General features: G+C 58.9%; 13 protein-coding genes. 6 read left to right on the forward strand and 7 right to left on the reverse strand.

Features of this window, described 5'->3' with window-relative positions:
- Window positions 1-423: cytochrome d ubiquinol oxidase subunit II (locus CW267_RS23835; protein ID WP_206054959.1), on the forward strand; the 423-nt coding region annotated here is incomplete at its 5' end.
- Here the strand turns inward: CW267_RS23835 and CW267_RS23840 are convergent.
- From CW267_RS23840 to CW267_RS23850, 3 genes are read right to left on the reverse strand one after another with little or no spacing between them, the layout of a single operon-like run.
- Window positions 417-1,337 (reverse strand): HlyD family secretion protein, encoded by a 921-nt coding sequence (locus CW267_RS23840; RefSeq protein ID WP_022066226.1) that lies wholly within the window; start codon window positions 1,335-1,337, stop codon window positions 417-419. The two genes, CW267_RS23835 and CW267_RS23840, sit on opposite strands and share 7 nt — an antisense overlap.
- Window positions 1,334-1,546 (reverse strand): DUF1656 domain-containing protein, encoded by a 213-nt coding sequence (locus tag CW267_RS23845; RefSeq protein WP_012968537.1) that lies wholly within the window; start codon window positions 1,544-1,546, stop codon window positions 1,334-1,336. Before CW267_RS23845 ends, CW267_RS23840 begins: the two co-directional genes overlap by 4 nt.
- Complete coding sequence (locus tag CW267_RS23850; protein ID WP_100781348.1) at window positions 1,539-3,590, reverse strand: FUSC family protein; 2,052 nt, start codon at window positions 3,588-3,590, stop codon at window positions 1,539-1,541. Before CW267_RS23850 ends, CW267_RS23845 begins: the two co-directional genes overlap by 8 nt.
- A 77-nt stretch (window positions 3,591-3,667) precedes the next feature.
- Here CW267_RS23850 and CW267_RS23855 point away from each other — a divergent pair, with 77 nt between their 5' ends.
- Window positions 3,668-4,462, forward strand: a complete 795-nt coding sequence (locus CW267_RS23855; protein WP_032754039.1) for an AraC family transcriptional regulator — start codon at window positions 3,668-3,670, stop codon at window positions 4,460-4,462.
- A 58-nt stretch (window positions 4,463-4,520) separates the two neighbouring features.
- On the opposite strand, the gene CW267_RS23860 is transcribed toward CW267_RS23855, so the two are convergent.
- Window positions 4,521-4,718: a hypothetical protein gene (locus CW267_RS23860; RefSeq protein ID WP_032754041.1), complete on the reverse strand. Its 198-nt coding sequence runs from the start codon at window positions 4,716-4,718 to the stop codon at window positions 4,521-4,523.
- Between the two features lie 572 nt (window positions 4,719-5,290).
- Between CW267_RS23860 and CW267_RS23865 the strand changes: the two genes are divergently transcribed.
- Complete coding sequence (locus CW267_RS23865; protein WP_008807698.1) at window positions 5,291-5,923, forward strand: helix-turn-helix domain-containing protein; 633 nt, start codon at window positions 5,291-5,293, stop codon at window positions 5,921-5,923.
- Here CW267_RS23865 and CW267_RS30880 read toward each other — a convergent pair.
- Window positions 5,902-6,090 (reverse strand): hypothetical protein, encoded by a 189-nt coding sequence (locus tag CW267_RS30880; protein ID WP_032691162.1) that lies wholly within the window; start codon window positions 6,088-6,090, stop codon window positions 5,902-5,904. The two genes, CW267_RS23865 and CW267_RS30880, sit on opposite strands and share 22 nt — an antisense overlap.
- Before the next feature lie 467 nt (window positions 6,091-6,557).
- On the opposite strand from CW267_RS30880, the gene CW267_RS23870 reads away from it, so the two are divergent.
- Window positions 6,558-7,244: an EAL domain-containing protein gene (locus CW267_RS23870; protein WP_016160694.1), complete on the forward strand. Its 687-nt coding sequence runs from the start codon at window positions 6,558-6,560 to the stop codon at window positions 7,242-7,244.
- A gap of 129 nt (window positions 7,245-7,373) precedes the next feature.
- Entirely contained in the window at window positions 7,374-7,784 is a 411-nt protein-coding gene (locus CW267_RS23875) for a Spy/CpxP family protein refolding chaperone (RefSeq protein WP_012542134.1), read from the forward strand.
- A gap of 75 nt (window positions 7,785-7,859) precedes the next feature.
- On the opposite strand, the gene CW267_RS23880 is transcribed toward CW267_RS23875, so the two are convergent.
- The gene (locus CW267_RS23880; RefSeq protein ID WP_012542133.1) at window positions 7,860-9,362 is read right to left on the reverse strand and encodes a UbiD family decarboxylase; all 1,503 of its coding nucleotides are present in this window, start codon (window positions 9,360-9,362) and stop codon (window positions 7,860-7,862) included.
- Window positions 9,363-9,482: 120 nt separating this feature from the next.
- Between CW267_RS23880 and CW267_RS23885 the strand changes: the two genes are divergently transcribed.
- Window positions 9,483-10,373, forward strand: coding sequence for a LysR substrate-binding domain-containing protein (locus CW267_RS23885; protein WP_008807694.1), 891 nt, complete (start codon window positions 9,483-9,485; stop codon window positions 10,371-10,373).
- A gap of 6 nt (window positions 10,374-10,379) precedes the next feature.
- Here the strand turns inward: CW267_RS23885 and CW267_RS23890 are convergent, their stop codons facing one another.
- The gene (locus CW267_RS23890) at window positions 10,380-12,164 is read right to left on the reverse strand and encodes a sensor domain-containing diguanylate cyclase (protein WP_012542132.1); all 1,785 of its coding nucleotides are present in this window, start codon (window positions 12,162-12,164) and stop codon (window positions 10,380-10,382) included.
- Window positions 12,165-12,171: the final 7 nt, after the last annotated feature.

Genomic DNA, 12,171 nt, shown 5'->3' on the forward strand with positions numbered 1-12,171 from the left:
AAGGTGCTGCTGGCACTGATGGTGGTGATCGCGGTGGTCAGCGTCTGGACGCCGTTGGGCTGGCGCTATGTGGCGGAGCGCTGGTTTACGCTACCCAATTTCTTCTGGTTCGTGCCGGTGCCGATTCTGGTGTTGGCGCTGAGCCTGTGGATCTGGCGCCTGAGCGCGCGCCCCGCCAGCCACGCCCGCCCATTTATCCTGACGCTGGGCCTGATTTTCCTCGGCTTCAGCGGGTTGGGGATCAGCGTCTGGCCGAACATTATCCCACCGAATATCTCCCTGTGGGATGCCGCCGCGCCGCCCTCCAGCCAGGTGTTTATGCTGCCGGGGGCGCTGCTCATTATCCCGGTGATCCTGATGTATACCGCCTGGAGCTATTACGTCTTTCGCGGCAAAGTCTCCGGCAGCGAGGGCTATCACTGAGCCTGATTCGCGCCGGCAGGTGAGGATTTGCCGGCGCGTCGCGCCAACCGCGCGGGAATGACCGAGACAGTCGCGGACAAGCCGGCGACCCGTTCCACCCCCTCGGGCAGGGTATCGATATGGATGCGTACCGGCACACGCTGCGCCAGCCGCACCCAGCTGAAGGTCGGCTCGACCTCCGGCAGGCCCAGGGCACCGGTCTCATCATTGGTATCGCCGATCCCGTGTCCGATACTCTCGACATGGCCGGTAATGACCGGATCATACCCCATCAGCGTGATATGTGCGGTATCGCCAACGTGGATGTGGCGCAGACGGGTCTCTTCAAAATACCCCACCACCCAGAAACGCTGGCCATCGATAATGGCCACTTTCGTCACTCCGGCGGTGGCATAGTCGCCCGGGCGTAGCCGCAGATGGGTGACGTACCCGGCCACCGGCGTCCGCACGGTGGCATGCGCTAAATTCAGTTGCGCCAGCGCCAGTGCCGCCAGCGCGCCCTGGTAGTTAGCGGCCGCGACGCTGGCCGCACTATTGGTCTGTTTCAGATCTTCGCTGGAGATGACGCCCTGGATCTGCGCCCGTCGTCTGGCGGCATCCTGGCGCATCGCCATCTCCTGGCGTCGGGCTTCCACCTCCGCCTGGGCGCTACTGACCGCCAGCTTCAGCCAGCGCGGATCGATGGAATAGAGCACATCTCCCCGATTGACCCACTGGTTGTCTTTTACCGCCACGCTGGCCACCGGTCCCGAGACATCGGGAGCGATCTGCACCACGTCGGCCCGTACCCGACCATCGCGGGTCCAGGGCGTTTGCGCCTCCTGTTTCCAGAGAATGAAAGCCAGTAGCGCGGCGGCGGCAACGGCGCCTAAGGTCAGGGCGTAGCGGCCCAGAAGAGTGAGATAGACTGTCATACGGCAAACCCCAGCGTGTTAACCTCCTGCAGGAGCAGGAAAAAGAGTGCGATATAGAGGGAAAGCCCCCACAGCGGGCGGCAGGGCAAGCGGCCCAGGCCCCGGACGGAGAAAATAAGCGGTTGCAGCAGCAGCGTCGCGAGCAGGGCGACAAGGCCGACAACCAGCAGGCCGGGGAAAAATACCCCGCCCATCGCGAGATCACGCATGGTTTTGGCTCTCCTCAGGCCGGTGTAAGGCGCAATACAGGGAAATGAGCGCTTCCGCGCGCTCATGTGAGGCGGCATCAGCCGGTAAACCGTGGGCCAACAGCGCGTCAACAGGCTGCGCGAGGGCCTCTATGCCCGGCTCCTGTTTAAGGGCGTCAAGCAGCGTCTGCACAGGGGGATCCGTTTCGCGATCCATCGGCTGATAGCTACGGCGCAGGTGGATCACCGCCAGGCCGGTACGAATATCGTGCAGCATCTTGTCCAGCAGTTGACCTGCGGTTGGCCCGCTCTGCGGTAGCCGCGGCAGCAGTAAAGCGGTCCGGTCGATCATCAGGTTGGTCCAGCGGTGGGCATTGTGCGCCAGTCGGCCCCGCGCGGCGCGGCGGATATCGCGACGGCACAGCGTCAGCAGACGATGGACAGCGGCATCGGCCTGCACGGTTTGCAGCAGGCGCATACCAAACGCGGCATAGCCGATGGCGACAAACAGCGCGATAGAGGTATTCATCGCCGTCGCGAAATCCCCCTGATAACTGGGGCCCAGTTCGCACAATATCGGCAGCGTCAGGGTGATGCCCATCGCCATAAAGGTGGTCGGCGGCCGCGCCTGCAGCGAACCGGCCAGCAGATAGACCGGGGCGAGCATCGCCGCCAGCAGGACAAATTCGCTCACCTGCGGCAGCAGGGCGAAGCTATACAGCAGGCTGAACAGCACGCCCCACACGCAGCCGATCAGGTATTTCACCAGCTGCGCCGCCGGCGCATCGAAGCTGGCGAACAGGCTACAGCAGACCCCGAGGATCGAGACCGCAGTGCCGCCATCGGGCCAGGCAGAGCCTATCCAGATCAGGCAGCCGCTGAGGATGATGACGAAGGCGCCGAAGGCGGTCCGCAGGGCGCTGAGCGGATCGCGATGGAAAACATAGCCCTTTGCCGCGTGGGCGTCAGGGGGCAGGGTTGGCGATCGGCGGTGATAAATCGCCTTCGCCAGCCGTTCGCTCTGCTGCAGGAGACGGATGGCTTCCGCCAGGTGGCGCACCAGGCTAACGCGCAGCGCCTCGTTCAGCGTCTGCGCAGGGGCGCATCGGTTGATGAGCGGCTCGCAGCGGGAGAGTAGCCTGTCGGCGGAGAGCGCCGTTCTGTGGGCTTCCGGACCTCTCAGCCAGACCTCTGCCTCCGTTAGCAGCGTCTGCAGGTCGTCAGGTGGCTGCCCGCACCTCTGTAAACGGTCATACAATTCGCCATTAACAATCAACAGTCGCGCCAGCCGGTCGTGGATCGCTTTTCTGGCCTGGCGGTGGGGAACCGAGAGACCGTCATCCCAGGGAAGATGGTGGTTGATGCCCTGCAGAAACTGCAGGCTCAGCGCCAGCCGCAGGGTTTCCGCCGCCACCGGCTTACCGGCCAGCGTATCGGCGATCCGCTGCCGGGCGGTTGCCAGCGTCTGTGCCAGCGTGCTGTTAAACCGCCCGGCGATGCGCACCGGCAGCACGGAGCGGTGAATCAATCCGGCGCACAAGATACCGATGGCGATCTCTTCCACCCGAATGACCGCGAGGTCAAAGATGGTCCCGGGCACGGAGACGGCGGGGAAACCAATCAGGCTCGCGGTGTAGCCCGCCAGCAAAAAAGCGTATCCGCGCGGCGTGCGCTCAAGCAGCGACAGACACAGGCAACCCGCGATCCACAGGCCCAGCATGGCGCTACACAGGATCGGCTGGTTAACGAAGGTGGGCACGATGAAGACGGTGGCCGCCGCGCCGACGAGGGTCCCGACCAGGCGATAGACGCTGCGGCTTAGCGATGCGCCCACCGAGGTCTGCGACACGATATAGACAGTGATGATGGCCCACGAAGGCCTTTGCAGACCGATGGATAGCGCAAGATAGTACGCCAGCATCGCCGCGGCGAAACTCTTTGCGGAAAAGAGTATTGCCTGGGCATCACTGCGCAGGACGGTTGAAGTCGGTTGCGGCATGAAAGGGCGCGCGACGGCGCCTGCGGCACGCAGCCAGGAGGCCTGGCGAAAGCGGTTAATGTTCATGCTGCGGATTATGGCTGGCTTGCGCTTGCGGCGAAATACTCTATTCTGTCAAAAAATACCTGAATCTGGCCAATCGTATGCCATCACCTTTTGCCAATACGCTGTACGATCCGGACGCCGCGTCCTGCCCGGCCATCGCCTGTCATCTTGATTTTGTCGAATATGAAGCGGAAGTGCCGGTGCATACCCATCGCAAAGGGCAGTTGATTATTGTGCTGTATGGTGCAGTGAGTTGTCGGGCGGAAAATAACCTGTGGATTGTGCCGCCTCGCTGCGCGGTATGGATCCCGGGTGGTATTCCGCACAGTGTGTCCGCCACCTGGAACGCGCGCCTCAATTATCTGTTTATTGAACCCGGCGCTGCCGCGCTGCCTGGCAGCTGCTGCACCCTGGCGCTCTCTCCCCTGATCCACGAGCTGGTGGAGCGACTCACTCATGAGGGGGCGGATTACGTGGCGGATAGCCATGCCGGGAGACTCACCCGAGTGACCCTTGACGAACTGGCGACCATGCCGGCGCAGCGCCTGAATCTGCCCGTCTCAGCACATCCCAAAATTCGGGCGATGGCCGACCGGCTGGTCAGCCATCCTGACGATCGCAGCACCCTGTCGGTGTGGGCGAAACGCCTGGCGCTGAGTGAACGCTCGCTGGCCCGGGTGATGCTGCGGGAGACCGGCCTCACCTTCGGGCGCTGGCGCCAGCAGCTGCATTTGATTATTGCCCTGCAGGAGCTGGCCAGCGGCGTTTCGGTACAAAACGTGGCGGCTAAGCTGGGGTATGAATCGGTAAATGCCTTTATTACCATGTTCAAAAAAACGATGGGGACGACACCGGCGCACTATTTTGCCGAGCGTCAGACCGCGGCTCGTTAAGAAAACCTTGTCGGGCCGCGACGGCTGGCGTGGCACCCAACAAGGCGGCAGGGGGCGCTTACGCTTTCGGCGGCTTGATCTTAATAATAAATCGTTCGTTAACCCGGGTGATCTTCGCGCCAATATCGCCAAACTCGGTGGCGATTTTAAAAAAATCGTCCGCATCGACATCAAAATCGAGTTCAATTTTCGGGTGTTGTCCTGTCGCCAGTAATTCATAGAAATGGTCAAGGCTGCGGGCTTTTTCGCTGGGCATCTTATTTCTCCATGGTAAACCAATCAGCAGGGCGTTTATTGTTTAAAGCGTTTTCCGGATTATTCAGCAGGATGACAGTGGCGCCTGATATAAGATGATGCAATGTCATTAATGATACGGTGGGGCGATATTATTCCATGTTGTTAAACCTGTGGCCGCGCGTTTCCCCAGGATGCTATGAGGCGCGGGACAACCCTGCGGCGCGGGTTGATGATAGACATTTTATGATGACAATTTGATGACAGTAAAATGAACGTACAATAGCGCCGGGCTTTCTTTTGACTAAATAAATTTATTTGGTGGCTGTTAAGGCAGAACTTAACTACTTTATGGTGAGGGGCGTCATTCGGCGATGGCTAACAGTGAGGGAGCAACGATGCAATTACTTGATTTATTCGCAGGTTTATTGTGGTTAAGCAGCGTTATTTTCCTGCTGTATCTCCTTGATTTGGTCATCACCCGTTATCTGTATCGTAAATAACCGGGAAGGGGATGCGCGAGGACGCTCGGCATAGGGTACTGCGCCAGAGGATGTTATTATGACGCCGGACTGATTCAGAAAGGAATGCGCGGTGGCCGGGAGAATTGATTACGATATTGAAAAATACCAGTTTACCGAAGCCGGTGAGTCGCCACGGCTCAGAGCGCAGTGGCGTGAGGTCTATCTGGAGTGTCGTCAGCAGCAGGCCGGGGCTGAGGAGCGTCTGCGCATTGCGCTATTGAATGTCGACTATGTCACCAGCTTCGAATTGCCTTTTCGCCTGCTGCTGGTACGCGCGCCGCAGCTGATCGCCGACGTGCGCGATCAGCTGCAGCTCAATCGTAAAGCCGCCGTTTTCAACGGCAAACGTTACGGTTGTGTCTACAGTCTGAAGCAGGATTTACAGCCGATTCCGGAGTCCTTCCATTACCACCTGTCAAACCGTATCCGTCGCGTCGATCCGCAGGGACCGACAGCAGCCCCGTACCAGCAGATTGCCCGCGAGATAAAGCCGGCCCGGGAGCGACTTCGCCATGCGCTACTTGCCGGCTTGCCGGTTACCGCGCTTGATGCGCTGTTCTGGTTCGGCAGTCAGCGGGTGGCGGCGGACATTGCGCAATTGCGCCGGTCCGGCATGGGAATTGTCACGGAAGAGGTGGAAGCCAGCGATAATCTGTTCAACACCACCCGGCGAGTACCGGTTTATCGTCTGACCAGTAAATGATGCGGCGAGCCTTCGCCCAGTCGTTGCTTCGGCAGGCAGCTCACCATTGCCCCGTCAAACCAAACGCACTGCATGCTGCCGGTGTGCCGCGGCGCAGGGCCCAGCCATGCGCTGGCGATGAGCATGAATAGCATCAGCCCCAGCGGAATCACGTTTATTTTTTTCACTGCCTGTCATCCACTTCACTCTTCTTCGCTGCAGGATAGCGGGAAAGTATGACGTTTTGTCGACTGAGTCACACTTTTTTATTGAGGACTCATGGCATGCCAGGCGAAGCGGCGCCTCAGGACGCAGCGTTATTCATATTCGGCATAATGATATGACTAAAACTGGCGGCTTGTATTTTTCATTTTTATTACCCCTCTCTTTTTTTACCTGGCAGCACAAAGCGTGAGACGACCAGGCTTTACGCAGAATACTCTGGTAACTGTCTGGTTTGAAACAATATTTTAATTGACTTTTCAGAGGGAGTTACAGCAGTGGCTAATTTATATTAATTCAATTTACCGATCAATAAATTATATCTTGATAGTTTTTAACTATCGAATGATTATTATCGATCACTTTAAACTATTTTTGTTGGCGGAAAATATATGACATGCTTTAACCCTTTCTTATTTTTGGTATTTTTTAAATGGTTGAAGAAAACGTGAAAAATACCTCTTATCGCTTCGTTCTGGAGCCCGCTATTAGCGATGACGGCAGCTACCACTCGTGGGAGTTGCTTACTAAAGATATTATAGCACCCGCACAAAATACCACCTCTGCGTCGACGTTTTCTTTCTCCACGCTTACCGAACGCGATAAGCTTGCTCTATTTATTCGGCAAATCGAGTTACTTTCTGTATTTGATTTCGCCCGGGTCGATAATAAACCGATATCGCTGAATATTGATGATTTATTAAGCCACTTTATTCTGACGGATCGCTATCTCTGTGATTTCCTGCGCTCCTGTAAACACATTGCTCTGGAAATAAATGAGAACTTTCACGAGTTTATCGCCGGACGTGAGCTGACGGCGCTGAGCACGCTGGCAGCGCTTTGCCCGGTCTGGCTGGATGATTTTGGCCGCGGACGGACGTCCTTCCCGCTGCTGGAGCGCTTCCGCTTCGATTGCGTCAAAGTGGATAAAGATTACTTCTGGGATAAAGAAAACGACCCCGCTTTTCCCGGGCTGTTGCAATCTATTCATACCCTGACCAGCCATGTGATCGTTGAGGGGATTGAAACCGAAAAGCAAAAACAGTTAATCAGCGCCGCCGGGGATATCATTGGACAGGGCCGTTACTGGAAGGATGAATATATCTTTCTGTGCTGCTGACCCGGGATCTGATTTCTGTTTCTTACCATCCTTTTTTTATCCAGTTTTAAATTAACCCTTTGTTACAGATAGTCTTTATTAGCGCAGTGATAATCGCCTCTCATTTTCTTTTTTGAAGGATCATTCACTGTGAATACTCGCTTGCGTAACACCCTGCTCGCCATTGCGCTGACCACCTGCTTTACGGCAGCCAGCCAGGCGTCGACCTCCGCCGATATACCGTCTGTCTCGCAGGATCCGGTCGTCCAGCACCTGAAGCTGAGTGAAGAGCAGGTCGCCAAAATCCAAGCGCTGCGTCAGGGATTCGAAAACAATGTAAGCCAGATTAAAATCAGCGGCTATCAGGATGGTGCCCTGGCAGACGTTATTCACTCCGGGAAATGGGATGACGCTAAGGTCAAACAGCAGCTGGCCGCCTTTGGCCAGCTGGACCAGCAGGTGCGGTATTATCGTGTGAAATACTACTTCGACGTGAGCCAGGTGTTGACCCCCGAGCAGCGTGAGCAGGTGAAAAAAGACCTCTCCGCCGCGATCAACTAACCCTGCGTCAGCCACCCGCTGCAGGTGATGCTGGCCCGGAAGATGCCGCCGTGCTCCGGCGGATACCACCTGATTTTACTGACCGTGGTTTTTTTCCAGCCGGGCAAAATACTCTGGCGCAAACGGACGCGGATCGACATCGGCAAACGGTGCGCGCTCGAAGTGTGATTTCAGCGCCCACGGCACCGTGCAATCGAAGATTGTCTTGCAACTGATACCCTCTCCGCGGATCGACGGGCTGTAGGCCGGGGTCTGGGAAGGATCCAGCTGGTGACCACGGATGCCGGGGATTGTCGTGATGCTGACATCCCCCTGCATACGGGTGGTCATCGCCCACAGGATATCGTCGCTGTCAAAGATATCCACATCTTCATCGACCAGAATGATATTTTTCAGCTCGGAATAGGTCGCCAGCGCCAGCAACGCGGCCTGCCCCTGACGCCCTTCGTCGGCGGGCTGGCGTTTTTTCACCTGCAGGATCCCGAGGAATTTACCGCCGCCCGCGGTGTGGGCGTAGACATTTTGTAAAAAGCCCGGGATAGCAGCCTCGACAGCATTCCAGATACTGGCTTCCGTTGGCAGCCCGGCGAGGGTGGTATGCTCTTCGCCCGGCCCTACCAGCGTCTGCAGAATCGCATTGTTTCGCATGGTCACCGCTTTGACTTTAATGACCGGCAGCGACGGATTGGCGCCGCCGCAGTAACCAGGAAATTCCGGCATCGCGTGGCCGCTGTTGGTGTGCTGATCTTCTCTGACGCGTACCCCCGGCAGCAGTTCCCCTTCGATAACGATCTCGGCGCGAGCGATGGCTTTCTCCGGGACGCTGACGCCCTGTACCAGCTCTACCGGACGCTGACGCAGCGCGCCGGCGACGCCCAGTTCGTTATAGCCAAACGGTGTGGTTGGCGCTTCAAAGCAGGCGCCGATATAGATAGCCGGATCGAGACCCATATTGATGGTTATCGGCAGCGGTTTGCCGGCGGCCTCGGCTTTCTGACGAAACACTTCGATATGGCGGCCAGCGGCGAGAAACATCGACAGCTCATCCCGGCCCTGGACGCACAAGCGGTGGATGGTGACGTCGGTGAGCGAGGCGTCGTCGGGATCGCTGGCCAGCGCCAGGCCCAGGCAGAAGAAGGGACCGGCGTCGATCGGGGTGTTGGTGGGCGCCGGGAGCAGGGTGCGCAAATCAAAATCCGGATCGTCGGCCAGAAAGACCTGTTCCTGACAGGGGGCGCTGCTGGCCGGAACGACCACCGGCGCGACCGGTTTTTTCACCGCTTTGCCTACCTCCAGCGCCAGCTGTGAGGCTTCGCAGCCCAGCAGCAGTGCGGCCCGCTGGCGGCTGGCGTGCATGCCCACCAGAATGCGCGAGTGCGGATAGCCCTTAATATTGTTAAACATCATCGCCGGGCCGATGCGCGTGGGGCGCTTCACGGTGCCGCCCGCGCCGATGTGGCGATAGACGCCGGCCAGCTCGGCATTAGGGTCAACCGGATGATCGGTTTCGAGGTACTGATTGTCATGCTGTTGTAGCAGCGCGATGGCGTCGCGCAGATCCTGAATCGGTGCGGTCATGATGTTCTCCTTAGCGTGTCGATGCGCACAGTATGCTTCGCAGGCTAATGGTTATCAATTGCATCATTAATGCATTATTGATAATATTTTTATTATCAATTTACTTCGCGGAGTTCGGCCATGTCCTTGCGAGCGTTACGCCATTTTGTGGTCGTTGCTGAAGAATTACATATGCATCGGGCGGCAGAGCGGTTACATATCGCCCAGCCCGCCCTCAGCCAGCAGATTAAACAACTCGAGCAGCGCCTGGGCGTGGTGCTCTTCTCTCGCGCTAACCGGCGCCTGACCCTCACCGCCGCGGGCGAGGCCTTCTTGCAGAAGACGCGGCTGGCGCTGGAGATGGCCGATCAGGCGGTCCTGGACGCCCAGCGCACCGCGCGAGGCGAGCAGGGGCGATTGCATCTGGGCTATGTCTCCAGTGCGATGTATGACAGCAAACTGCCGGGGCTCCTGCGCGAGCTGCGCGCTGACTGGCCGGGGATTGAGCTGTCGCTGGTGCAGGGGGATGTGCAAATGCTCTACGAAGCGCTGCTGGATCTGCGTCTGGATATCGCCATCATCCGCGCGCCGCTGGCGTCACCGCCGGACGCGCTGGTGGTCAGGCCATTTGTGCGGGAAAAACTTTGCCTGGCGCTTTATCAACAGCATCCGCTGGCAGGCGTGGGGGCGCTCAATCTGGCCTCGTTGCGCACTGACAACTGGATCTCGCTTGACGATCCGCAGGGCACCGGACTGGAGCAGGTATTTATTGACGCCTGTCGCGTCGCGGGTTTTACGCCGCAGGTGGTGCAGCGAATTAACGATGTCACCTCGATGATTAGCCTGGTCTCCGCCGGGGTGGGGGTGGCGCTGGTGCCGGTCTCGGCGCGGGCCTTACGCCTTGATAACGTGGTGTATATCGATCTTCAGGATCGGCTGGCGGAGAGTGAGCTGAGCATGGTTTACCACCGCCATTTCCGTTCGGCGGTGGTGCGGAAAGTTATCTCGCTGCTTAATGCCGCTGAGCAATAATCCCGCTTAGCGGGTCTTCAGGCGGCCAAAGCTGACAATCCTTGAACGGCCCAGCTCTTTCGCCCGGTACAGCGCGGCGTCCGCTGCGCGCAGCAGGCTGTCGCTTTGGGTGTGCTGCGGGTAGCTGGCGATGCCAATCGACACATCCACCTGGCCTATCTCGGTCAGGCCATCGCGCAGCGTCATATTGTGCACCTGGGTGTAGATCTCGCTGGCGCACTGGTGCGCCCCGGCTTCGTCAATGCCGGGGAGCAGCACTAAAAACTCCTCGCCGCCGTAGCGGAAAGCCATGCCGATATCGCGCACCGCGCGCTGCACAATGGTCGCGACGCTCTTAATCACCAGATCCCCGGCTTCATGGCCGTAGCGGTCATTGATGGCTTTGAAGTGATCGATGTCGATCATCAGGCAGCTCAGCGGGGTGTGGGTATGGACCGCCAGCGCCATCTGCGAGTGCAGCGCTTCATCAAGATGATGGCGGTTACGCAGGCCGGTCAGCGAATCGAACAACGCTTTTTCCAGCAGGGCGCTGCGTAAACGCTGATTGGCGAGCGCCAGCCCCAGCGCTTCGGCCATCAGCTCCAGGTAAGCCCGGGAAGGGGCGTCACTGGCGGTGACGTTCTGAAAGCTCAGCAGACCGATCGCTTCGCCCTGGGCGATGAGCGGTACGCAGAGCGACTGGCCGGCGTGCGCCTCCGGCAGATGATAGCAGGTGATATCGGGCTCACCCTGCACCGGCGGATGGCTGAGTCCCCGCCGTATCGCCCAGCAGTCGTCGGGAGCAAAGGACGTCGTCTCCCCGGCGGGCGACAGCCACTGCGCCACGCAGCGCATCTGCCATGGATCGGTATCCAGAATATACAGTTTACCGGGGATCGTCGGGGCGATGTTCGGCGCGAACAGCTCCGCCACCTTAATCACATCCTCTATGGTTTCACAGCCCTGCAGACGCTGGGTCATACGCGCCAGCAGTTCACGGATCGCCCAGTCGGCGTCGCGCTGCTGCTCCAGCTGCTGGCGGGCCAGGCCGTTCTCGCGAAAAATGCGGATCGCCTGGGCCATATCGCCAATCTCATCCACCTGGGTGAAGTGCGGCGTCTCCACCGCATAGTCCTGGGAGGCGAGACGCTGCACCACGTCGCTCAGACGGACCACCGGGTACAGCACCCGGCGTTTGAGAATGAAGCCGAGGACAAACAAAAACATCAGGGCGGTCAGGCCGACCATGATTTCCGACAGCGTACGCCAGATCCGCGAGCGCTCGGTGGCCTGGTCGATAGCGATGGCGGCGCGATGCTCAAGCATCTGACGGAAGCGATCGATCTGCGTCTGCATGCGCTCCAGTTCGGTCTCATACGCTTTGCCGTACAGCACCGCGATGGCCGCTGGCGCATCGCCGCGGGCGACATGCGTCAGGGCCGCCTGCTGTTCATCCTGAAGCTCATCGGCGATCCGCAGACCATCCTGGAGTAGCGCCAGCTCCTCGCGGCTGGCGCCGTTATCTTTCAGTCCGGCCAGCCGCTGCTCAATGCTTTTGTCGGTCTGCTGCAGTTGCTGATACTGCGTAAGCGTCTCCGGCGAAGGCTTAACCACGTACAGCCGGGCGAGGTCAGACAGCGCCCAGGCGTCGTTTTCCACCTCGTCGGAGAGGGTATCAAAGACCTGGCGCTGTTGTACCGCCTGGCGTTCGACGCGGTCGGCGCTGGAGGCCATAAGCATGGCGCTGCCGGATGCCAGCGTCAGGCCGACGGTGATCCCGTAAGCCCAGTTGGTGATGGTGGCGATTCTCACCCTGTAT

Origin of the sequence: Klebsiella sp. X1-16S-Nf21 (assembly GCF_002837615.1) — a bacterium.
Lineage (GTDB): Bacteria > Pseudomonadota > Gammaproteobacteria > Enterobacterales > Enterobacteriaceae > Klebsiella > Klebsiella variicola.